Here is a 23,024-nt window from a genome sequence, read left to right on the forward strand (position 1 = left end):
ACAAAGGTTGGGCGGGGCTTCAAGCGTAACGGGGCACACGTGGGGATCGCGCTGGTACTGGGCCTGAGCCCGCTGGCGCCGGCGCGTGCCGCCGTGCAGTTGGACAGTATCGAGATTGCCGGCGACGACACCTCCGGCGATGTGACCCCGCCGGGCGTGACCACCCTGGGCAAGCTGCCACTCACGCTGCGGGAAACCCCGCAGTCGGTGAGCGTGATCGACCACGAGCGCATCGAGCAGCAGAACCTGTTCAGCCTCGACGAAGTGATGCAGCAAGCCACCGGTGTGACGGTGCAACCCTTCCAGCTGCTGACGACTGCCTATTACGTGCGCGGCTTCAAGATCAACGCGTTCGAGCTGGACGGTGTGCCGGCGATGCTCGGTGAAACCGCCGGTTCGCCCCAGGACATGGCGGTGTACGAGCGCGTCGAAATCCTGCGCGGCGCCAACGGTCTGCTCCACGGCAGCGGCAACCCGGCGGCCACGGTCAACCTGGTGCGCAAACGCCCGCAAAAGCAATTCACCGCCAGCACCACCCTCAGTGCTGGCAGTTGGGACCGCTACCGCGGCGAAGTCGATGTGGGCGGGCCGTTGACGCAATCGGGCAACGTGCGTGGCCGAGTGGTGGCCGCTTATGAAGACCGCGACTACTTCTACGACGTCGGCAAACAAGACACGCAGTTGCTCTACGGTGTCACCGAGTTCGACCTGAGCCCCGACACGCTGCTGACCCTGGGCGCGCAGTATCAGACCATCGACCAGGTGACCAATATGGCCGGCGTGCCGATGGCCAAGGACGGCTCCAGCCTGCACCTGCCGCGTTCCACCTACCTGGACGTGGACTGGGACCGCTTCAAGTGGACCACGCGCCGGGTGTTCGGCGCCCTTGAGCAGCAACTTGATCACGACTGGAAAGCCAAAGTCGCCGCCGAATACCAGGACGCTGACTCCAGCCTGCGTTACGCCGGTGCGTACGGCGCCATCGATCCGCTCACCGGCGATGGCGGGCACTTGATGGGCGCGGCGTATACCTTCAACAGCACTCAGAAGAGCGTGGATGCGTCGGTCGATGGGCCTTACGCGTTGTTCGGCCGCAGCCATGAATTGCTGCTGGGCAGCAACTACAGCCAGGGCGAAACCGAACAGCACAGCGCTCAGTTCACCACGCCGTTGAATGTGCCGGTGAATGTCTATCGCTGGGACCCGAGCAGCGTGCCCAAACCCGGGATCAGCGCCTACACCTCGCCGGGCTCGACCATCACCACCTCCAAAGGCGTTTACGCGCTGACCCGCTACAAACTGCTCGACCCGTTGACGCTGGTGATCGGCGGCCGTGCCAATTGGTGGGATCAGGACGCGCCGACCAGCCACTTCAAGCCCGGTCGGGAAATTACCCCGTATGGCGGCCTGATCTGGGACTTTGCGCAGAACTGGTCGTGGTACGCCAGCTACGCCGAGGTCTACCAGCCGCAAACCGGGCAAACCTGGAGCGGCGACCTGCTCAAGCCGGTCGAGGGCAAGACCTACGAAACCGGCGTCAAGGGCGAGTTGGCCGATGGCCGCTTGAATGTGTCATTGGCGGTGTTCCGCATCGATCTTGAAAACAACCCGCAGGTCGATCCCGAACACCCCGGCGCCGGGCCGAACACTTATTACATCAGCGGCGGCAAAGTGCGCAGCCAGGGCTTCGAGCTGGAAAGCACCGGCTACATCACGCCTGAGTGGAACGTCTCCGCTGGCTACACCTACACCACCACCGAATACCTCAAGGACACCAACAACGCCTCGGGCGAACGCTACGCCGAATTTACCCCGCGCCACATGGCGCGGGTCTGGACCGAATACCAACTGCCGTGGCAAGAACATCGCTGGAGCGTCGGCGCCGGCGTGCAGGCGCAAAGTGATTACTCCACGCAATCCGGCGCAGTGACCCTGGAGCAGGGCGGCTACGCCTTGCTCAACGCGCGCGTTGCTTATCGCATCGACGAGCATTGGACCGCCGCGGTGAACGGCAACAACCTGGCCGATCGCAAGTACTACCAGAGCCTGTCCAACGTCAATTGGAACAACCGCTACGGCGAACCGCGCAGCCTCAACATGACCTTGCGAGGTACGTTCTGATGCTCGGCGCCTGGCCGTTGCGCATCGGCCTGGCGTTGGCCGGCAGTCTGCTCAGCAGCCTGCAACTGGCGGTGCTGCTGGCGCGGCATTATCCGTGGGGCGACGGCCTGGAACGGCTGTATGCCGGGGTGTTCCTGGGGCTGGGCTTTCTGGTGACGGTGCTGCTGTGGTCGCTGCTGGCGCCGGATCGGCCGCGTGTGGTGTATCGATCCAGCGCCTGGCTGCTGCTGTTTACGCCCTGGCTGCTATGGGATGGAACCTGGTCATGAAACTGATGGGAGCCCCGAGGGCGCTGGTGCAGCGCGTACATGCCGGGATGGGCGCGGTGTTTGGCGTGGTGCTGTTTGGCATCCTGCTGACCGGCGCCTGGAGCATGGCCCATGAAGACTTGCGCGCCTGGTTTCGCGGGCCTTCCGCGTTAAGCCATAAGCCGGCGATGGCGGTGGAACAATGGCTGGAGGTCGCGCGTGAAAAGGGCATGGCGCTGGACGAATTGCGCATTCGTTTGCCCGACAGCCACCACTCGGTGGTCGAGCTGTGCGCTTCGCCTGGCGATTGCAGCGTCGCGCTGGACCCGGCCAACGGCCGTGCGGTCGCGTCGGGCGATGCGGCCGACATCCTGTTCAATCTGCACAAAAGCCTGTTCATCGGCTTCCCCGGACGGGTGCTGATCAGCCTGCTGGGCGTGGTGTTGCTACTGATGATCTGGGCCGGCAGCGCGTTGCACAGTGGGCGTCTGCAAGACCTCAAGCGCTTGCGCCGGGACCGTGGCGCGCGGGTGTTTGCCCATGACCTGCACAGCCTGATCGGGCGGTGGTGCGGGCCGTGGTTGCTGCTGTTCGGCGTGACCGGCGCGCTGTCGGGCCTTGGCGCGCTCGGCACGCTGGGCCTGGCCGGGCAGGCGTTTCCAGGCGCACCGCAGCAGGCCTTCATGCACTTGCTGGGCGCGCCGCCGCAGGTCAGCGCGCAGGCAAGTGCGGCGCGGGTCGATCTCGATCAGCTATTGCGCGAGGACGCCGCTGCTCATCCCGGGTTCTTGGCGCAAAACCTCGCCTTGCACCGCTGGGGCGAACCGGGTGCCTGGGTTGAAGTCAGCGGCATCCAGCAAGGGTTGCCCAGCACCGCGGTGTTTGAACGCCATGCCTACGCAGGCGCTGACGGCGTGGCGGTGGGCACCCGCAGTGCCAGTGGGCGCGGCCTGTGGTTGCAGGCGTTCATCGCCGTGCAGCCGCTGCACTTTGCCGATTACCGCTGGGTGCCCTATGGCGGGCCGCTGCTGCGTGCCGTGCATTTCGCCATGGCGTTGGCGGCGGCGGTGCTGGTGCTCAGCGGCTTGTACCTGTGGCTGGAGCGCAGGCGGCTCAAGGCGGGCGCCGGTTGGCAGGTGCTGTTGCGCCTGGTGGTCGGCGGTGGCGGCGGGTTGCTGACGGCCACCGCCGTGTTGCTGTGCGCGGGGGCGCTGGGCAGCGGCGCGTTGGCGGGGTGGTTCTGGGGCAGTTGGCTCGCCAGCCTGTTGCTGGCGTGCGTGATGCCGCCGCGCCGTCAACCGCTGCACCTTTTGTTGGCGGTGGCGGGCCTGGCCTTTGTCGCTGCGGGCGGGGTGCACATGGTGGGGAGTGTGAGGCAGGGCGGTCTGCCGCTGTGGCCCATCGACCTGGTGTTGTTGCTGTGCGGTGCGAGTGCCTTGTGGGCATTGCGCCGGTTGATTTCTTTTACGCGTGCGGCACGGGCTGCCGACGCCAACGTTGCCTGATGGGAGAGTTGTGATGCTGGAACTGTTGAAACACTGGCGCATGGTGCTGACCTTCGCACTGCTGTACCTGTCCCAGGGCATTTGCTTCGGCATTGCGATGGACGCCTTGCCGACCCTGCTGCGCCATGACGGCGCTGCACTCCATGCGCTGGCCTTCCTGCCGTTGGTGGGCTTGCCGTGGGTGATCAAATTCATCTGGGCGCCCCAGGTGGATAACCACTGGAGCCCGCGACTGGGACGGCGGCGCAGCTGGATCATACCTATGCAGGTGCTGGTCTTGATGTGCATCGTCACCCTGGCAAGCATCGGCCTGAGCGTGGCCACCGCAGGCGTGGCCGTGGGCCTGTTGATTGTCGCCTCGCTGGCCAGCGCCACGCAGGACATCGCCACCGACGGCATGGCCGCCGAGTACTTCACCGACAACATGCTGGCGCGGATCAACGCCATTCAAGTCGGCGGCACCATGGTCGGCTTTTTCGTCGGCGGCGCCGGCACCTTGTTGCTCAGCGGGGCTCTGGGGCAGACCACGGCGTTCAGCCTGCTGGCTCTGGTGCCGTTACTGAGCCTGGTGTGCGTCGGCTGGCTGCACGTGGCCCCCGCCAAAGACACACAACCGGACGTGGCGCATGCTTCGCTGTGGCGGTTTATCAAGCGGCCAACGGCGCTGGCGTTGGTGCTGCTGGCGCTGTTGTCAGCGATGACCTCGGTGTCCGGTTTCGGCTTGTCCAAACTGTTCTTGAATGACGCCGGCTGGTCGTTGCAGGCCATCGGCCAACTGGGCATGAGCGGCGGCATGGTCACCGTCGTCCTCGGCTGTGGCGGCGGCGCCTGGCTGATCCGTGTGCTGGGGTTGTGGCCGACGTTCATTCTGGCGGTCGGCATGGCCGGTATGGCTGCGTTGACCTGGCTGTTGCAAGCCACCGGCATGCTCGCCACGCAAACCGGGCTGATCTGGCTGGCGGTAGGCCTGGGTTCGTTTGCCACCGGTGCGACCTCTGTGGTAATCATGACCGCCTCCATGGCCTTCGCCGCCCAAAGCGATCAGGCGGGGACAGACATGACGGCCGTGCAAAGCACGCGGGATTTGGGCGAGATGCTGTCCTCGACCTTGCTGGTTGGCTTGACCGCGCAGGCGGGGTATAGCGGCGGGTTTCTAGCGGGAATGGTCATGGCCGTGCTGGCGCTGCTGGTGGCGTTGAACCTGTCGCGCCAGGGTAGGCGGGAGAGCGTTGCGGGTTGAGGCGCCAGGTTGAGCGTCGCGTGGTGCAGGCGGCTGGCGGGCCGGTTTTGCCCTTGGCGGTGACGCTGTCACGGTGGCTGCCGGCGCTGATAGTCTGTCCAGGCACTCAATGTGCGCTCACGTCACCGCCTCAGGCTTTGCCTCAACTGACAGGTGCACGCCTAATCCGTAGAGCGCTCCGCCGGCAATGATGAACAGCGCCAGCATGTAAAACATGTGGTGAGCCGGTTGTGTCGTCAGCATCACGCCACACAGCACCGGGCCTAACGCTGCGCCGACGTTGCTGAGGTTTTGCGCGGCGTAATACATGCCTCGCAGGTGATTCGGCGCAATGGTGTCGATAAACATGTATTCAGCCGGGAATACGATGATTTCACCCACGGTGAAGATGGCCATGGCGATCACCCACACCGTCAGCGTGCTCGACAGCGCAAAACCGCCCAGCCCGACGATGAACAGGCTCAGCCCAGCGGCCAGCCACAGGTTCAGGTGCTTGTGGGTAATCCGTTTGCCGAGGCTGTATTGCAGGCAGATAACCATCAGGGCGTTGGTCGCCACGACGGCGCTGATAATGCGGTAGGCCGTCTGCGGGTTGCTGGTGACTATCAGGTATTGCGAGAGGTAGGCGGTGAACTGGCCGAAGACCACCGCGCTCAGCACCCCGCCCAAGGTAAAGCACACCAGGCGGTAATCGCGCAGCAGCAGTTTGCCGACGGCCAAAAATGGAGTGGTTTGCCGGCTTGCCTCGGCCGTTGCCAGGCCTCTGTCGCCCCACACGAAGTAGACAAAAAAATAGCCGGTTCCCAGTCCCGCCGACAGCAGGAACGGCAGGCTGATGTCCAGCGCGGCCGCGCCGGCACCGAGGAACGGCCCGACGGCGTAGCCAATATTGGTCAGCGTGTACTTGATCGAAAACACCTCACTGCGCTGATCAAGTGGGAGCAGGCTGGCAAACCCGGCTTTCACCGCGATATCAATGACCGCATAGGCCAGGTTGATTGCCACCAGGCACGCATAAAACAGCCCGAGACCGGACGCGATGAAGGCGCCGAGAAAACCTGCCGTGAAGACGGCGCAGGCCGTAAGGATGAGCCGGTAACTAGACAGGCTATCGACCAGGAAGCCGCCATACAGGCTCAGCAGTGAGCCGATGATCAGCGTGCTGCCGATCACCAGGCCGACATCGGCAATGCTCAAGCCAAAGTGGCCGGACAAATAAATCACCAGGTAGGGCAGCGTAATGGCCCGGGCGAGGGTTAATACCAATGAAGCGCACAGCAGCAGATTGAGGGTGGCGGGATATTTTTTAAGCGTGGCGAGCATTCGAGCCTCATCGTCCATTTATAAGGTGCAAGCGTGGCAAGTCGCTCGTCCGGATCGACGCAGCTTACTGTTGATCTGAATTCTGATTTAGGATGCTTTTTATCAAAACGCACGAACTGAATTCATGAATAAGGCACGCGTATGTTTTCCTCCGAGCGCTTGAAGGGTATCGATGTGTTCGTCTGCGTCGCGCAGTACGGCAGCTTCACAGCGGCCGCGGAGAAAATGAACCTGACGGCGTCTGCCGTGAGTAAAGGCATCGCCAGGCTGGAAAAGCGCCTGGGCGCGCGACTGTTCCAGCGGACCACGCGCACGTTGGCGTTGACCGATGCCGGTGCCGCGTTTCTGCGTACCTGTACGGGGGTGCTGGCCGATCTGGAAGACGCCGAGCTGTCGCTGCAAGCCGAAAACACCGAGCCTCGCGGGCGCGTGCGCATCGACTTGCCAGGCCCATATGGGCGCGTGCAGGTACTCCCGGTGCTGCTGCCGTGGCTGCAGGCGCACCCGTTGGTGGTGCCGCATATTTCCTTCTCTGACGGCCATCTCGACCCGTTCAAGGAGGGCGTGGACATTGCACTGCGCATTGGTGACGGCCACGCCTGGCCGCACACGGTGGAGCATCGGCTGCTGACGCGTGAGTGGCACGTGTTTTGTGCGTCGCCGGCGTACCTGGCTCGCCATGGCACGCCGTTGTCCGACCGCGACCTGGAGCAGCACCAGTGCATTGCCTATGGCTGGGTGGATGGACGCATCAGCCCTTGGCGCTACACCGGCGAAGACGGCATCACGCTGCACAGGCCACTCACGCCGCAGCTGGTGGTGGGCAATGGCGAAGGGCTGGTGATGGCTGCGTTGGCGGGCTGCGGTATCGTCCAGTTGCCATCCTGGCTGGTCAAGCAGCAGTTGCAGGACGGCGCGTTGGTCGAGGTACTGCCGCAACTGGCGACGCCGGGGTTTGAGGTCAGCCTGGCCTGGGTCAAAAGCCGGCAAAACCAGCCCAAGGTTCGCGTGGTGCTGGAGGCGCTGATTGCCGGATTGAGTGCGCTCGAATGATCAGTGGCTTTGCGGATGGCCACGAATGCGCGATTGGCTGACACAAGATTGATCCTGATCAGGTGACCTGCCTGGCAGCGCCTCTAACCTTATGCTTCCATCAAAGGCCAGGGAGGGCTCAATTGAGTGCCTCGGGTCGCGTATTCTCAAGGAAGAGTCAGCTATGCGGTCATTGAAGATCCTGTTGTTATCGTCGGCGTTCAACGGTTTGACCCAACGCGCCTGGCTGGACTTGCGTCAGGCGGGTCACGCGCCCAGCGTGGTGCTGTTCACCGATGCCGCCACGGTGTGCGAGCAGGTTGAGGCGTCAGGCGCCGATGTGGTGATATGCCCGTTTCTGAAGGACCGTGTGCCACAGCAGCTGTGGAGCAACCCGGAACGCCCGGTCGTGATCATCCATCCGGGGATCGTCGGCGACCGCGGCGCCAGTGCGCTGGACTGGGCCATCACCCGGCAGGTCAGCCGCTGGGGCGTGACCGCCCTGCAGGCGGTGGAGGAAATGGACGCCGGGCCGATCTGGTCGACGCGTGAATTCGACATGCCGGCCGACGTGCGCAAATCCGAGCTGTACAACGGCCTGGTGAGTGACGCAGCCATCGATTGCATCCGCGACGTGGTGGCAAAATTCGCCCGGGGCTTCGTCCCGGCGCCGCTTGATTACACGCAGCCCAACGTCATCGGGCGATTGCAGCCCAACATGACCCAGGCTGACCGCAGCTTCAGTTGGTTCGATTGCGCACGCTTCATCAAACGCAACATCGACGCCGCTGATGGCCAGCCCGGTGTGCTGGCGAGCATCAGGGGCGGGCAGTATTACGTGTACGACGCGCACCTGGACTCACGCCACGGCACGCCGGGCGACATTCTGGCAGTACAGGACGACGCGGTGCTGGTGGCGGCCGGCGATCACAGCCTGTGGATCGGCTCGCTCAAACGCAAAGCCCAGCCCGGTGAGGAAACCTTCAAGTTGCCGGCCCGTCACGTGCTGGCCGAAAAACTCGCAGGCATTCCCGTGCTGGACAGCACCCTCGCCAGCCAAACGTGGAATGAACAGGCCTATCAACCGATTCGCTACCGAGAGTCAGGGCCTGTCGGCGAACTGACGTTTGAGTTCTACAACGGCGCCATGAGCACCGAGCAATGCCAGCGTCTGGTGGCTGCACTGCGTTGGGCCAAGGCGCGAGACACCCAGGTGCTGTTGATCAAGGGCGGGCGTGGCAGCTTTTCCAACGGCGTGCACCTCAATGTGATTCAGGCCGCCACGGTGCCTGGGCTGCAAGCCTGGGCCAACATCCAGGCCATCGACGATGTTTGCAAGGAGCTGCTCACGGCCCGGCAGCTGGTGGTCAGCGGCCTGACCGGCAGTGCCGGAGCCGGCGGCGTCATGCTGGCGCTGGCGGCCGACATCGTTTTCGCCCGTGAGGGTGTGGTCCTCAACCCGCATTACAAAACCATGGGCTTGTATGGCTCCGAGTACTGGACCTACAGCCTGCCACGTGCCGTCGGCAGCGAAGTGGCGCATCGGCTCACGCAAGAATGCCTGCCGATCAGTGCCGACCAGGCCCAGCACTACGGCATGGTTCAGGCCATCGGACCACGGTGCCCACAGGCATTTGGCCTATGGCTCATGCAACAGGCCACCTGCGCGCTCGACGATGAGCACTACGTGCTGGCGCGCGCACGCAAGGCAACGATGGACCTGGATCAGGTTGAACGCTGTCGCGAACACGAACTGGCACAGATGCAGAAAGATATGGTGCACAACCGCCAGCAGTTCGCCGAGAAGTGCCGCAACTTCGTGTTCAAACGCAAGACGTGCCAGACCCCGCAACGCCTGATGGCGCCATGGGCAGTGGCGCGCAAGGTGGCGTTGGTTGGTTGAGGGGGTTGCAGGTTGTTATCAGAGGCTGTCGGGGTCGCCAAAAAACATTTTGACTTGGCTCTAGAATGGTAGTTACAGCCTGACAAACTCCAATTATGCCCCCAGTTTTGCCCCCATTCATACCGGATGTGCGAGCGATCGCGAATGGCGATTTCTGACGCGGACCTGGGTGGCCGTGGCTGGTATTCAGAGCGCCTCCGTACACTGGATGACCAACCCGAAGCCGAAGTAAGCGCCTTCGCTGTTTCTCGTGCCGTCTCTCAATGAAAGATTGCGACATTTCAAGAGCGGTTGAGCTATCTCAAGCCAACATACAGATCGAGATGCATATTGAGAAATGGACCCAATTACTTCCCCTTTTTTGGTGGTTGCATGTACAGTGATAGCATTGTGCGTGGAGCGGTTGCGGTTTTCTCTCTTGGTACTACATGTTGTGTTTATTGTTTTTTATATTGGTATATGTTGTGTTTTTGATCTGGTGATGGCATATTTTGTCGAAAGCTAACTGATCTTCGCCGCCAGGCACATGAGCTGAAGAGTCCTGGTTAGTTTCCATGAACTTGGCAGGTAGTAGGGGTGGTATGTGTCGGTACCTCTTGATGCGATGTATGACCAACAGCTACGTGCCGCGCTTGAGGCATGGCAGTACTCTTCGACCAGTCGTGTGGTTCTGGCAACGGAAGCCGGTGGCTGGAGGTTTGCTTTTTTTCGGTTCGACGCAACCACCTCTGATCCGCAAGAAGCCATCACCGGGGATTTCGGAGTTTTATCCAGAGACCTGGTCTTGCAATGGGCAGGCGACAAACAACTCGTCGCCAAGCTCGAATATGCGGTAATGGACGACGTACCACATGTATCTGTTAACACTGAGTTGTTCGCGGCTCTACTGCTTGCATCTCTGCCCGCTAAGGCAACAAAGAAAGCTGTCCAAGCATTTCTGAAGCAGCGCGACGCTCTGCTGGAAGACATGAAGCGCCCCAACCTGCCGGGCGAAGTCATCAATTGGGTTTTCGCAAGGTCAGCCGGGATCTGTGAATTCGAGGGCTGCCCCGCTGAGCTGTTCAGGGATAACCTGGGCAACTACGGGTACTATGGTTACCTCGCCCACATCGTTGCAGCCAAGCCAAAAGGCCCGCGCGGTGATGACCACCTGTCAGCAGAACTGGCGCAGTCACCCTCGAATATCATGCTGTGTTGTGACATCCATCATCGGCTGATCGATAAGGTCGATCCGGATAGTTTTAGCCGCGAACGACTCCAGGGAATGGTCGCCACTAGGGTCAACTGGCGTACCAATCAAGCAGCTAGTTTGTCTTACCCGATTGTGCATGCCTTGGCATTCATAGGTGATATCGCCGGTCGCACAACGACATACTCACAGCACGATGGCCGACAGGCCTTGTTGGCCGCGCATCTTACGCCTGCGAGCGAACGTGTGGCCGAATATCTCTTACGCGATGCCCAAGGCGGGAACGATGTAAACGATCCCGGATATTGGGCTAACTTCTTGCGAGTTTTCCGGGCACAAATTCTCCACATCCATACCGCGATCAGGGGCGATGGTGCGTTCGGTGCTCAAGCCCAGGAGCTCGCAGTCTTCCCACTAGGCAACATGCCGGCAATGCTGCTAGGCGGGTGGTTGGTGGGAGAAGCGAGACGAGTAGAGCTGTTTAGCTTCCGACGTAACCCGGGAACCTGGGTACGCCCTGACGATTCCGAGCCTGCTGTGGAATTCGAGTGGACTAAGCCCCCAGGCGTGAAAGTTGGCTCGCATGTCTTGATCACACTGGAGATCACCTCAGAAATCACCGATGCAGCGCTAACGGCGGAAATGCTGAACATGTCTCGCATACGGATTTTTTCCACCACCTATGGTGTTGATGTTGTGGCACCCAAAGAGGCGATGGAGAGATTCAGAAATACCTGCCAGGAAGCATGGGCATATGCGGTCGATGTGCTCCACGCTTCAGAAATTTCAATTTGTACGATCGCCCCTGCGGCGGCAATTTTTGCTCTCGGCATGAAGCTTCAGTCGCGTTTGCACCCGCGAATCCACATGTTCCAAATGGCTCCTAAAGCCTTGCCGTTCCACGCCTTCACTTTGGATAGGCATGCGATTAGCGTGCGGCCGCATGCACCTGGCAGCGTGCTCCAGTTAGATGCCTGCTGAGTACAAGCAACATCTTTTCAACATTACCTTCATGAGGGCTTTCCACATGGATATTGAAGAACGCAGCTTGCTTGTCGCAGTAGAGGCTTTAGAGCTTCCGCCTAGTGCTTATGAGAAAGCGGTACAGCGGTATAAATCACTGGGCGAGTGGTTCAGCCGACCTGAATCAACCGTCGCCACGAACGATCCTCACATTTTTGTTCAAGGATCGTTCGCGTTGGGTACGGCCATCCGTCCGTTGCTTGCTGGAGAGAGCTACGACTTGGATCTGTCGTGCAAACTGAGGGAGGGGATTTACCCGCAGACCCACAGCCAGTCGGATCTGAAGGAGTTGGTGGGAATTGAGTTGGAGGGGTACCGCGAAGCCAAGCGTATTCAGGAAGCTCTGGAAGAAAAGAATCGATGCTGGCGTCTCTACTACCAAGATGGGGTCAGCTTCCATATGGACGTTGTGCCCGGAGTTCCCGTGGAAGAAGGTAGGCGCCAGGAGCTGGCTATCACCATGGAGAGCTATGGCGTCAAGCAGGTACTAGCTCAGGACGTTTCTAATCTTGCAGTCTACATTACCGACAAACGCCGTCCAGATTATAAGGACGTCAACGCTGGCTGGATGGTCAGCAATCCGGACGGTTACTGCAAATGGTTCGAGTCCAAGTCAGAGCCAGTTTTTGAGAAAGAATTAGTCACGCTGGAAGCGCAAGTTGATGAGGTCCCATTTTATCAACGAAAGACAAATCTTCAGCGGGCAATTCAATTGCTCAAGCGTCATCGTGATGTGATGTACCGTGACAATCCCGACTCAAAACCAATCTCAGTCATCATCACCACGCTGGCGGCGCAAGCCTATCAGCCAGGTGGCTCATTGAAGGAAGCCGTCGCCTCGTGCCTCGCTGCTCTTAGTACGTTTGTGGCCAGTAATTCCGACACTGTGCCGAACCCGGTGAACCCTAAGGAGAACTTCGCCGATCGCTGGAAGATGCCTGAGGGGGAGAAAGATCGATTGAAAGAGCACTTCCACCTTTGGGTTCGCCAGGCTCTTCAAGATTTCAAGCAAATCAGGGATCTGGATGGGCAACGTCTGGTGGAGCACATCGAGGATTGTTTCGAAACGCCGACCTCGACCGCCGCTCTGGGCATTGCGTCAGCACCGCCTCAGGTCGCCGCCCCTGCCATTGTAGTTTCTCAGCCGCCTCGTCCTTGGGTTAGCAACGGTTGATTAAGCATGGTTCGATGATCGAATCATTTTTGGCCGACTACCCGCGTATGAGGTTTAGGCCGACGGTGGACGGAACGATTTCACTTGTCGGCCGATTGCCATTTTCTGCGTCAGCTGCGGGGCTTCCCGATGTAACTGATGAGTACCGGATACGGATCGACATCGTTGATTCGTTAGACAAGGCGCTTCCTGTCATCTACGAGACTGGAGGAAGAATTTCATCTGCCAGGGACAATCACGTAAATCCGGATAGCTCATTGTGCCTAGGATCACCGCTTAGCCAACGGCTGCAGCTGGGTGCCACACCGACGCTTACTCGGTTTGTCGAGCTGTGTTTGGTGCCATTTCTATATGCGCAGTCATTAAGGGAGAGGGACATTGCTAATTTTCCTTTCGGGGAGCTTGCACATGGTTCCCAGGGGCTGATCGACGACTACAGGATGATATTTGGAGTGAAGGATACTGGCGTCCTCATGGGATTGCTTGATCTGCTTTCAAGGAAGCGCAGAAGGGCTAACAAGCTACCGTGTCCATGTGGGTGTGGCCGTCGATTCGCTTGTTGTAGGCTACATGCAACTGCACATCGAGCGAGGGCATCTCTGTCTCGATGGGATATCAAGCGAGCCTATAAAGAACTTCAGGAACAAATTTAGACCTGATTCGATTCTGAAATATTAGCTCGACTAGGTGCCGTTTTCAGCGCCAGCAGTTACTGTCAGAAGCCATGCTCTCAGGGTCGGAGCTATGCGTATATGATTCGCTTTTAAGTCATGAAGGACCGGTTGAATCCATAGCCAAAAGCGGACGCTCAGCATGAGCAGCATCGCGTACTAAATGCGACCTAACATTTAACTCACCTGAGCCCGGCAAGTACGTCACCACATCGGCGCCCAATAACCGGGCAGGTGTTTAGGCACCGCCAATCGGACTTGTCTGTAGCAGGTAATCGACCACTGCCAACGCCGCGTCTATTCATTGATCAAAGAATTTTGAAGCCTCGGAATTGGGGCAGGAGCAGGGATGGCCCAGTCAAAGAGAATCAAAGTAATGCTGTCCAGTCGTTGTAACGACCGCTTTCCCGCTGACAGCGATCAAACACTCAGCAGTATCCGAGAGCAGCTTAAGCGTGAGATAGAAGGCACCAAGCTGTTTGGCAAGCGGGTGTTTGAAGTTTGGATTAACGAAGATGCACCTCCTGCGGATGGCATGCAGGACAGTTGGGATGCCTGTTTGCAGGCGGTCAGGGATTGCGATGTGCTGCTTGTGTTGTCCAATGGCAATGCCGGGTGGGCTAGCGGTGACGGCGACATTGGTATCTGCCACGCGGAGTACATGGAGGGACTTGCCACCACTCGGGGGAAGGTGCGCTTCATCGCTATGCCAAATATCCCAGCAGGCGATAGCCGGGAAGCCGAGGCTGCACGTAACCAGCGCTTCCAGACGTTTGTTGCACAACAGACACCCTTCAGGGGGGGAATGGTTTCTACCGTGGATCAACTGCGTACCCGTGTTCAGGAAGCGCTTCTTGATGCGTTGGTAGTTCTGACCCAGCGTGGTGTAACCTCCGCGGCTTCGAGCCGTTTCGATATGGGTCAGGCGCTGGATTGGACACGGATGGACTTCCGTCAGCGCAAACGAGCGATGGAAGAGGTGTTACTGCAGGCGCTCAATGGTGGCAAAGTCCCTGCTAGCGAAGCGTTCGCCATTGTTCCAATTGCTGGAGTGAATGTCGTTGTGTTTGTCCATGCAATCCCGGCTGCGTTCACGGTTGCTGCTGCGCGTGAGCTGGTGGGTAAGCCTTTTCTACGTGACCATGAGCATGCTGATCTGTTGAAAGGTGCAGAAGGACCGTTGCATTTAATCGCCTGTCACCGTGGAGCGACAGAGACTCAGGCCACTGCGTTGTTAGGCTTTCCGGATGCTACGGTTGTAAGCGGTTCCTTCGGTATTTTTGTCGCTGATGATGTACAGAAAGTACAGTTTGCCTTCCTGGCCAACTGTCGCGATGCGTCGCAAACGCGCCATGCGCTCCAGCGTTTTAGGGAATGGTTGGATCAAACAGGTGAAGCGCAAATTCTGGCCAAGAGAGCCGCTTCACGCGCCAAGATTGTCAAAGTTATTGCCGCCGAACTTGAAGGGAGATAACAGGGATGTCAAAAGCACTTTTTACTGTGGGGCCCGTGTTGTCCTTCCGAGGCGTAAGCAAAACCGGGCAGTGGCAGGTGACCGCGTTAGTCGGAGTTGTAGCTGGCGCCGCATTTCCTGTTCTTTCTGTTGACGGCCAGGCTTGTCCGTCGCCGAAGGTTTTGATGGAGCGTCCGAAAGAAACGATCCTTCGTTACGACCTGAGCTGTGATCAGCAGGCGCAGGAGCGAACGGTTCAGTTTGGTGTAGGGCAGGGAGGGCCCCAATGGCAGTTCTCCATTCCCGGACAAGATTATGCCCCAAGAATGGCCTACGTCTCTTGCAATGGCTTTTCGGATCCTAGTGGAATGCGCAAGTTAGTGCGCCCTGAAAACGCCGTCTGGGCTGACCTGATCAGCAACCATGACAGTGACTTGCGTGCTGCGGGTTACGTGCTGGACAAGGAGCAGCTTTGGCACGAAGGGCGAATCCATGACAAGGGGTTGAAGCGGTTCCACTTGCTGCTGATGGGGGGTGATCAGATTTACTTTGACTCGATCTGGGAGGATGTGAAGCCTCTCAAGAAATGGGTCGGAATGTCGCGCAAGGAGCAGTTGGCGTTCAAGGTGAGCGTGGCGCTGGAGAAGGAGATCGAATCCTATTATTTCGGGCTCTATGCCAATCGTTGGCTGCCTGATACTCGGCGTGACTGGGGGCACTCCAAACCGAACCTTGATGCCGCTGATGCGATGGCGAGAATCCCTACGGTGATGATGTGGGACGACCACGACATCTTCGACGGTTGGGGGTCCTACAGCCCGGCTATGCAGCACTGTGAGTTATTCCAGGTGTTGATGCGTCATGCGCGTAGGGCGTTCTGGGTGTTTCAGTTGCAGCATGCCCTTGATGATTTGCCGCCGTTGCAATTGCTCCAGCGTGCAAACGTTTCCCAGCAGGATCCACAGTATGAGCCGATGCAATGGAGTGCCCGATTAAAGGGAGATCGATTGGCCTTGCCGCTCTTGGATGGTCAGCCGGGCTTTAGTTTCGGCTATCACTTGGGGCCGGTATCGTTGTTTGTTGCTGATCTGCGCACTGAGCGTTCACGTACCCAGGTACTGGGGGCCGATACCTGGACTGCTATGCAGGCTTGGCTCAACACGCTCCGTGACGGTAAGCCTGCTCATCCTGGAAGCAAGTGTCAGCACTTGATCTTCCTGTCCTCGGTTCCGGTCGCGCACCCCAAATTGTCGCTGGCTGAAGGGTTGCTCGATACGTTTGGGCAGGATCATGTGCTCGATAGTAATGCTGATGACCTTAAGGATCATTGGTCGCACGGGGATCACGAGGGGGAGCGTAAGCGACTCCTGGAGTCGCTGACTCGTATTGCTGAGCAGAGAATGCTGCGTGTATCCATTGCTTCTGGGGACGTGCATGTCGCGGCCTGGGGCAGTTGCTACCGAAGGGATATTCCGCCAACGTCGAACTGGGCGCAGATTCAGCAATTTACATCGTCAGGTGTGGTGCATCCGTCGTTGATTGGAGTGGCCGAACGACTTTTTCTTCAGTTGCTGAACCATACAGCCAGCAAGGTCCAATCCATTGATGTGCAGCACTGTGTCGAGATGATGTTGTTCCCCGGTTTTAATCGGTATGTGATGCCGGCCCGGAACTGGTTGGCGTTTGAGTTGGATATGGGGGGCGAGACGGGATGCAAGCTGTGGGCGACTTGGCGTTGTGAAACTGAGGCAGGTTTTTCCAACCATCTGCAGGCGGTGCATCCGGCTCAGAAATAGTGGTCCTCAGATGGGAGCTTTCAAGGGGGATGATGTGAAAGGCAACGTAGAAGTTGTATGTGATGGCTGTGCGGGGGGATCTTTCTTCGGCAGCGTATTTGTGATGAATGCGATATGGCCAAGTCTTATTGTGTTGATAGTGGATAACAGCTGCATGATGTCCTTGTGGGCGGCAGAGCATTTTTGTGAAGACATTGTGAGGCTTAATGGTAACGAACCCGTTGCAAACCTTTACACTCTCGTTACCAATCACGCGCCTTGGGGGGGCACCGAATTTTTGGAGTACATCGACGAGGATGATGAGGGGGCGGCTGCGAGAAAATACATCATTGAGGGCTATAAATACCAGTCTAGAGTTTACTGTGATGCAAGGCAGCTGGAGGTTCCAATGCTGCGAACGTTCATGACGAAGGCGCACGCGATGGAAACTGAAAAGTCCAACAGGGCAGAGATACGATTGACGGTTACGGTTATTTGGACTCACTTCTTGAAATCGCCCCTGATTCATTGGCTAGCGATGAAATCCGGCGATTCACCGACGAGATGCTCGATTGTATTGCCAAGGCTTACAATGCAGCGGTAACTCTCACATCTTAAGCGTCATTAGAGGCTGCCGAAGATATATAGGTACCAGCCTCTCGCGCATGATGTCTTTTGAATAGGATTTGTCCACGTTCCATTGAGTTTAATAATCAGGGGGGCAAATTGATTGTCCCCCTGCTAGTTTTGCTCAATCAGCAGTGGCCAGGGCGTCTTTGGCCAATCGTTGCATATTGAGGGATCGGGTACTGAGTCCTGCTTTGTTGAATCGGTAACGCATGTAAGCAGAGATGTCATCCTCATGCGAGGAAACGATCAGCTGGCGATTGTTGAATTCACATCGTAGCAGATCAGTCAGGGAGGCGATGTTAACCTCATCCAATGACTGTGATGGGTCATCGATCAGGATCAGAGGTACGGTCGAATAAACTCTATTCAGCGAGAGGAAGAAACCTAGGCTGAGCGCTGAAACCTGTCCTGAACTCATCGACAGAATCGCATCATGCTCAGACTTTTCGGCTGTAAGGAACTTGAGTTCTTTGCCGTCTTTACTCTCGATGAACAGACCTAAGCCGCGCTGATAATTCTGTATGAGACGACCGCTGTAGATATGGAAGATCAACTCAATCTCAGCGATGGTTTGCTCTGAGTAGCTGCGTTCCGTTTTCTCCAAGGTCGCTTTCAGGTTGTTGACCTTATCTTTAGCGACTTTTGCTGCTTCGTTCTCACGCTGGATCACCTGAAGCTCATTAAGGCACTGTTTTAGCCTAGTGCTTTGCGCCTCGTTGGCTTTAGCTGCGATGAAAAGCTCCTTGTCAGTCAGGGCTTGAAGCTCGACGACATAGAAATCCTGTAGGTCTTTGAATGCAGCGGTGATGACCTTTCTCCAGTCTTCCGGCAGAGGCTCAGTTTCGGGAGTTTTCTGTCGTCTAATGGAGGCTGTAAGCTCCTCAGTCCGGGTATCCACCACCTCCTCATTTTCGGAGAACGCGTAGTCGAACTGTACACCTAAAACATTAAGCCGAGCTGCAAGTTGGGCTACTGCAGGCAACCTGGCTTTATCGCGGAGTAGGGCGTTGTGTAGGGCACTGTTGTAACCTACGGATATCTGAGCTTCTCTAGCCTTGATCTGAGCTTCAATGAGCGCGAGCTCAGCAGTCATTAACCCTGCAAGAGTCAGAATGGTCTGGCCATCAGCGCTGAGCGCATTGTTGATTTGGTTCGATCGGAGCTCAATTTTTTGCAGCATGATGTCATGGGCTTGCCAGTCGGCACCGCACAATGGGCAGTGTTGATCGTTCGCATTGAGCTTGGCGTGTTCAGCCATCAGGTCTGCTTTCAGACGATTTAGCTCGGCAGCAGCGCTGGCATTAGTGGTGCTTTTTTGCTGAAGTGCGTCACGCCTTACTATTTGCTCTTGGAACCAATCCAAGCGCCCCGGGGCCCATCCGGAAAGACTCGTAGCCTCATCTGATTTAACTACTGTAGCGCCACGTTTGATGATTCCACCTGCTTTAGTGAGCCCGTTTAATTCATTTTTGATGAGGTCGAGCCCATCCAGTGTGCTCAAGTCGCTCCCAAAGCGTGCAAGGATTTTCACCGAGTCCTTGTTAAGCTCAATATAGTTTTCAATAGAGTCGTTTTTGTCCCTGATCTGTATTGCGCCCTTTAGTGGTACTAAACTTTGAAGTCGCTGAATGCTCTTAACAAAATCCGCATGTATTTCTGTAGAGTATGTAGGGAACGGGGACTCTTTATCCCAGCCCGGTTGCAACTCCGCGGTTGAGATTTTTTTGTATTCGATTGCGCCTAGTGCAGCTTGAATCATTCCTTTGAGTAACGCAGACTCGGTTTTTAATTTTGATGATTCAGCGGCGCGCTTTGGATCGCTCAGGAATTTTGTGAGTCGCAAAGCGATAGCTTTGCAATTGTCAGTTTCTGCTTTCACGTCACTAATGTTGAAGAGGTTGTTCAAAGCCTCCTTGCGCTTGTCTACTCTCGTGTGTAGCAGTTGGTTTTGGCCTTGTTCTAAATAATTCAAATAAGAAAAATTTTCTTTGAAATTTTTACCGAAGATTTCTTCGATGAGATCTTCGTTGCGCCGATTCCCTTCTGTGTAATCGCTAGATTTGAACTCAGGTAGTTCATATAGCTTAATATGGGTAAATTGGTTGGCCCGATTATTTGACTTCTCATCAAAATCCGCGGCGGGAGTGTGCCTTGCTAGAACAAGTTTTCGCGTTCCGTTGACGAACTCGATTTTTATAGCTAGATCTCTCTTTCCAGATCGGTTGTTCCAGAGCAGGTTGTCCTCGTAGTTTGTTCTATTGCCCATCATTAGCGTGGAAAATAACTGATTGATTCGTTTAATGCCGCCAGTTAGCAAAAGTTCGATAGCATCAAAGATGCTGGTTTTGCCGAATCCATTGGGGCCATCCAGCGTGAGAAGGGACGAGTCACTAAAGTCCAAATGAATTTTTTTAAAAGCCTTAAAGCTTGAAACCTCAATTTGGGAGATTTGCCAGTTCATCGCTAATCAGCTCCTTAATTAATTCTTCGACATTGGTTTGGCCCAGCTTTTGTATCGTGATATATGTTTTGGCAAGATCGATTTCGGCTACCGCTTCCTCTATCTGCCGACGCAGCGGCACTAGCTCAATTTTCTTGATGTTGAGCTGTAAGAAAGGGAGCTTGATGAAGATTTTTGCAGCTGCACTGTATTTAGTAGGGGCTGTCGGTTCATTTTTGTAAATGTTGAACTGGGATTTGTCTGAGATTAACTCGTTTATTTCTTCGAAGTTAAGTCCTTTGATGGCTTCAACTTCTGTATCGCTGTAGTAGAGGACATACTTTTTGTAGAAGTGCGGATCTTCTTCAATTTCAAAAATTTGCTCTTCATGGTTTTTGAATTCAGCCAGCTTGTTGAGGTGGTGAATACATATCAGATCGCAGTTTTTTTTGAAGGCTGGATCTGTTAGAAATGCTTCAGGTGCAGACTGGTTGATCATAGCGTTAAGATCGCTAGGTTTCATTAGTTCGTCTAGTCGATGCAAAACCGCGAACCGAATCGCCGTACCGCTTTCTCGAGCATAGAAGCTTGTATTGTCATTCTCGTGCACTTTTGAAAAATTGTGTGCGACCAAAGCTTGGTTAATAATTTCAATTATCATTTAAGTCGAGCCTCTGCGTCGTCCTTGGTTAAAATGCTGATGCATAAGCTTCTCGTGATATTGCTATCGATTCGATCATGATCGTCGATCGAGCTGTCATCGAAGCAATTGGTATATTTAGTATCGACTGTGAAGCTCTCCGATGCCTTGGCAGCGATCAGGTTGTTGAACTCGAATAGTAGTCGCCCCAAGTCGTCGTTATCTTTAACTTGAGCGACTATGTCGGAAGTACAATATTTTCTGTCTGTTGGCTCAGGTAGATATAGGGCCGTTGGTGCGTAGAATTTGTTGTCTCTATCCAGGTAGTGTGGCAGACGCTTAAAAACTGGTTCAGCATCTATCCTGTGCAGTAAATCTGAGTAATTTCGAATGTCAAAATTTTGAATGCGTGAGAATTTTTCGGAGGGCTTCATCAACTGACATAGTATTTTGAAATCGCCTCCTTCAGAGAGTCTAATCAGATCATAGATGCGTCGAGCTCTATCGTAAGCAGCGTCAGACATGCCTGGCAGAGATTCAGCAAGCCTCTCTTCAAGGTGGGAATGAAGGCGCGCCTTCAGTTCGATACCGTAGTAATCCTTTCTCTCGTATGGATTTGTATCAGTTATTCCCGAGAGGATGCATGCTGCAGTGACACGGTGTTCGTAAGCTGCTCTACGCTGAGTATCACCTTCATTTTGTATCCTGGCGTGGATCATTAGCGCTTGTGAGCTGATTCTATCTGACAATAAGCAGTAATTTGCATCTAACAGGTCGTCATCAAAAAGAATATTCTGATTGCCATAAATTTCTCTCATGACCTGCTTGGTCAGCTCTTCTATCTTGTCCAGTTCGCAGTGTCTGAAGTTGCCGTATGCATAAAACTCCACGCGTTCATTATTGGAGTCCACGTAATCACTGTGATCATTTATAGGTTGAGATATATGGAAATATCTTTTTATACCTGCAATGCGATCAAGTTCTAGGCTAGCCGATTTCGTTAAGGCGTCCTTGTAATTGCTACGGTAATCACCAATTTTTGCTTTTACTTGGTGCGCACTAACGAGTTTTTTATCTTTATAGATTGCGAAGTCGTCTGTGCTATCTAACTGCAGTTCAAAATCATTATCGCCGGTATTGATTAATTTGAGGGAGTGATAGAGCGCCACTTTCCCTTGATAAACAAATCCGCTCCAAGTAGAAATGGCACTATGTGGATAATTGCTTGCTTCCTCGTCGCTCACGTTGACTCCTTTCACCACACGATCATTTGATATTCAAAGGCTGACGATATCACGACGCCACTATGTATACACCACGTTCGAAAGCAATTAGCTGACTCGGACAGATGCTGAACCGTTCCGGCAGGCGGAGATCATTTGGTGCTTTTCGGACTGCTGTACGGCAGGAGAGCATCTGCGTAAAAGCTGCGGCTGGAGTAGGGGATCCGCATTGCAGCGTCGGGTTTCCGTAGACATTTGCCCAGGTGGGTCATTTGGCAAGAACCACCGTACAAACTGGGCGGCAAAGCGCTCCGTGGGTGTATGTGATGCTAAGGGCGTGTTCGGTATGCAGATACACTCGGATGTCTGGAGGTGTCCGGCCGGAGCAGCTTGCCCACCAACCTCGCGTCTGAAATCTAACCCGCTGTCTCGCTCAAGGGTAGGGAGTGGCTGTGCCGACCGCTGAAAAAAACCTGATAAATGGTAGCCTTGATGGTTATCTGCCTTGAATCTTGTGAGGGTTGGAATGGCGAAGCATTGCATCATGTGCGAAAAGGCTGCAGGTTCGAAGGAGCACGTCTTCCCCGCGGCTTTCGGGCGGCGGCGGATGAATAAAGGCATGTACTGCTACCAACACAATGAGGATGTTCGACATCATGTGAACGAGCTCATGCCTGCTTTCGTTCTCTTCATTAATCGTTGCTGCTCCGAGCAAAGCCAGCGCAGATCCAACAAGTACGCACGATGAGGATTGATATGTTCAAGGTTAAAAAAACACGTCCAAAATTGCACGTTGTTGCGAGGGCATCCCGGGAGCTGGCACTCGCCTTCGCATTGGGAGGAGTGCCAGTTCTGTTAAATTCAGAGTCGTCAGCTCAGTTTAAGGCAATGCTGGACCTTTTACTCGCCGCACCTTTTTTGATGGGCTACTACGCGTGGCTGTGTTTAGCATTCGCGGTGGCTGCAATTGTTAAATACAAGTGGCGGTTCATGTCCGCTCGGTATCAGCGTTGGCTCGACGCTTTGCATCTTTTTTTAGGTGACATTGGTGGAAGTTTTTTGACAGCAGGCAGAACGGGTTTAGGAGCGATACTGGGTTTTTTAACGGTTTGGCACTGGGTCGAACCGGACTCGTTGAGCGCTGAGAATGTAATTCGTACGTTTGTCATGGTTTTCAGTCTCACTTTACTTAGCGTGATGCTGGCGTTGGGCGAAGAGACTTTGAAAGATCCAAAGCAAGCAGCAGCCAGCAAATAGCTCATAAAAGTGGGAGCACTCTGGCGAGGGAAAACATCTATGGGGGCTAGTACTGCCACTGAGCGGCATTCAGCGTTCGCTGCACATTAAGGCTAAACTGAATTTGCTCGCAGGCTGCTCTGGCTTGCATCGCAAGAGGCATCCGCTGCTGAAATCAGCACCGGATAAGTAGCGGTT

The 23,024-nt window shown here is 55.9% G+C and carries 16 protein-coding genes; 12 read left to right on the forward strand and 4 right to left on the reverse strand.

Annotated features, from left to right (window positions below; translation table 11 throughout):
• The first annotated feature begins 45 nt into the window (after positions 1-45).
• From NTD89_RS05405 to NTD89_RS05420, 4 genes are read left to right on the forward strand one after another with little or no spacing between them, the layout of a single operon-like run.
• On the forward strand, positions 46-2,121 hold the full coding sequence (locus NTD89_RS05405) for a TonB-dependent siderophore receptor (protein ID WP_410017202.1): 2,076 nt from the start codon (positions 46-48) through the stop codon (positions 2,119-2,121).
• Positions 2,121-2,390: a hypothetical protein gene (locus NTD89_RS05410; protein ID WP_145160526.1), complete on the forward strand. Its 270-nt coding sequence runs from the start codon at positions 2,121-2,123 to the stop codon at positions 2,388-2,390. The genes NTD89_RS05405 and NTD89_RS05410 overlap by 1 nt, the downstream gene beginning before the upstream one ends.
• Positions 2,387-3,874 carry a PepSY-associated TM helix domain-containing protein gene (locus NTD89_RS05415; protein WP_262206666.1) on the forward strand — a complete coding sequence of 496 codons (1,488 nt, stop codon included), beginning with the start codon at positions 2,387-2,389 and terminating at the stop codon, positions 3,872-3,874. The genes NTD89_RS05410 and NTD89_RS05415 overlap by 4 nt, the downstream gene beginning before the upstream one ends.
• A 13-nt stretch (positions 3,875-3,887) precedes the next feature.
• Positions 3,888-5,114: a RhtX/FptX family siderophore transporter gene (locus NTD89_RS05420; protein WP_262206667.1), complete on the forward strand. Its 1,227-nt coding sequence runs from the start codon at positions 3,888-3,890 to the stop codon at positions 5,112-5,114.
• Positions 5,115-5,231: 117 nt separating this feature from the next.
• Here NTD89_RS05420 and NTD89_RS05425 read toward each other — a convergent pair whose 3' ends face one another.
• A complete protein-coding gene (locus NTD89_RS05425) occupies positions 5,232-6,437 on the reverse strand; it encodes an MFS transporter (protein WP_262206668.1) in 1,206 nt (401 codons plus the stop codon).
• Positions 6,438-6,578: 141 nt separating this feature from the next.
• Here NTD89_RS05425 and NTD89_RS05430 point away from each other — a divergent pair, with 141 nt between their 5' ends.
• The 7 genes from NTD89_RS05430 (at position 6,579) to NTD89_RS05460 (ending at position 17,261) form a co-directional block, all read left to right on the forward strand.
• The gene (locus NTD89_RS05430) at positions 6,579-7,490 is read left to right on the forward strand and encodes a LysR family transcriptional regulator (protein ID WP_262206669.1); all 912 of its coding nucleotides are present in this window, start codon (positions 6,579-6,581) and stop codon (positions 7,488-7,490) included.
• Positions 7,491-7,653: 163 nt separating this feature from the next.
• Positions 7,654-9,372 carry a hydrogenase maturation protein gene (locus NTD89_RS05435; protein ID WP_262206670.1) on the forward strand — a complete coding sequence of 573 codons (1,719 nt, stop codon included), beginning with the start codon at positions 7,654-7,656 and terminating at the stop codon, positions 9,370-9,372.
• 583 nt (positions 9,373-9,955) lie between these two features.
• Positions 9,956-11,542 carry an SAVED domain-containing protein gene (locus NTD89_RS05440; protein ID WP_262206671.1) on the forward strand — a complete coding sequence of 529 codons (1,587 nt, stop codon included), beginning with the start codon at positions 9,956-9,958 and terminating at the stop codon, positions 11,540-11,542.
• Positions 11,543-11,588: 46 nt separating this feature from the next.
• Entirely contained in the window at positions 11,589-12,758 is a 1,170-nt protein-coding gene (locus NTD89_RS05445; protein ID WP_262206672.1) for a nucleotidyltransferase, read from the forward strand.
• Between the two features lie 1,020 nt (positions 12,759-13,778).
• On the forward strand, positions 13,779-14,903 hold the full coding sequence (locus tag NTD89_RS05450) for a DUF4062 domain-containing protein (RefSeq protein ID WP_262206673.1): 1,125 nt from the start codon (positions 13,779-13,781) through the stop codon (positions 14,901-14,903).
• 5 nt (positions 14,904-14,908) lie between these two features.
• On the forward strand, positions 14,909-16,678 hold the full coding sequence (locus NTD89_RS05455; RefSeq protein ID WP_262206674.1) for an alkaline phosphatase family protein: 1,770 nt from the start codon (positions 14,909-14,911) through the stop codon (positions 16,676-16,678).
• Between the two features lie 34 nt (positions 16,679-16,712).
• Positions 16,713-17,261, forward strand: a complete 549-nt coding sequence (locus tag NTD89_RS05460; protein WP_262206675.1) for a hypothetical protein — start codon at positions 16,713-16,715, stop codon at positions 17,259-17,261.
• A gap of 147 nt (positions 17,262-17,408) precedes the next feature.
• On the opposite strand, the gene NTD89_RS05465 is transcribed toward NTD89_RS05460, so the two are convergent.
• From NTD89_RS05465 to NTD89_RS05475, 3 genes are read right to left on the reverse strand one after another with little or no spacing between them, the layout of a single operon-like run.
• Positions 17,409-19,748 carry an AAA family ATPase gene (locus tag NTD89_RS05465; RefSeq protein WP_262206676.1) on the reverse strand — a complete coding sequence of 780 codons (2,340 nt, stop codon included), beginning with the start codon at positions 19,746-19,748 and terminating at the stop codon, positions 17,409-17,411.
• Positions 19,723-20,388: an ABC-three component system middle component 1 gene (locus NTD89_RS05470; protein WP_262206677.1), complete on the reverse strand. Its 666-nt coding sequence runs from the start codon at positions 20,386-20,388 to the stop codon at positions 19,723-19,725. Before NTD89_RS05470 ends, NTD89_RS05465 begins: the two co-directional genes overlap by 26 nt.
• Complete coding sequence (locus NTD89_RS05475) at positions 20,385-21,611, reverse strand: ABC-three component system protein (RefSeq protein WP_262206678.1); 1,227 nt, start codon at positions 21,609-21,611, stop codon at positions 20,385-20,387. The genes NTD89_RS05470 and NTD89_RS05475 overlap by 4 nt, the downstream gene beginning before the upstream one ends.
• Positions 21,612-22,346: 735 nt before the next feature.
• Between NTD89_RS05475 and NTD89_RS05480 the strand changes: the two genes are divergently transcribed.
• Positions 22,347-22,847, forward strand: coding sequence for a hypothetical protein (locus tag NTD89_RS05480; protein WP_262206679.1), 501 nt, complete (start codon positions 22,347-22,349; stop codon positions 22,845-22,847).
• Positions 22,848-23,024: the final 177 nt, after the last annotated feature.

Source organism: Pseudomonas sp. 14P_5.3_Bac1 (assembly GCF_025466135.1).
Taxonomy (GTDB): domain Bacteria; phylum Pseudomonadota; class Gammaproteobacteria; order Pseudomonadales; family Pseudomonadaceae; genus Aquipseudomonas.

Bases quoted from the DNA above. Each gene is read 5' to 3' on its own strand.
- NTD89_RS05410 (WP_145160526.1), top strand. From the start codon at position 2,121: ATGCTCGGCGCCTGGCCGTTGCGCATCGGCCTGGCGTTGGCCGGCAGT.
- NTD89_RS05415 (WP_262206666.1), top strand. From the start codon at position 2,387: ATGAAACTGATGGGAGCCCCGAGGGCGCTGGTGCAGCGCGTACATGCC.
- NTD89_RS05420 (WP_262206667.1), top strand. From the start codon at position 3,888: ATGCTGGAACTGTTGAAACACTGGCGCATGGTGCTGACCTTCGCACTG.
- NTD89_RS05425 (WP_262206668.1), bottom strand. From the start codon at position 6,437: ATGCTCGCCACGCTTAAAAAATATCCCGCCACCCTCAATCTGCTGCTG.
- NTD89_RS05430 (WP_262206669.1), top strand. From the start codon at position 6,579: ATGTTTTCCTCCGAGCGCTTGAAGGGTATCGATGTGTTCGTCTGCGTC.
- NTD89_RS05435 (WP_262206670.1), top strand. From the start codon at position 7,654: ATGCGGTCATTGAAGATCCTGTTGTTATCGTCGGCGTTCAACGGTTTG.
- NTD89_RS05445 (WP_262206672.1), top strand. From the start codon at position 11,589: ATGGATATTGAAGAACGCAGCTTGCTTGTCGCAGTAGAGGCTTTAGAG.
- NTD89_RS05450 (WP_262206673.1), top strand. From the start codon at position 13,779: ATGGCCCAGTCAAAGAGAATCAAAGTAATGCTGTCCAGTCGTTGTAAC.
- NTD89_RS05455 (WP_262206674.1), top strand. From the start codon at position 14,909: ATGTCAAAAGCACTTTTTACTGTGGGGCCCGTGTTGTCCTTCCGAGGC.
- NTD89_RS05465 (WP_262206676.1), bottom strand. From the start codon at position 19,748: ATGAACTGGCAAATCTCCCAAATTGAGGTTTCAAGCTTTAAGGCTTTT.
- NTD89_RS05470 (WP_262206677.1), bottom strand. From the start codon at position 20,388: ATGATAATTGAAATTATTAACCAAGCTTTGGTCGCACACAATTTTTCA.
- NTD89_RS05480 (WP_262206679.1), top strand. From the start codon at position 22,347: ATGTTCAAGGTTAAAAAAACACGTCCAAAATTGCACGTTGTTGCGAGG.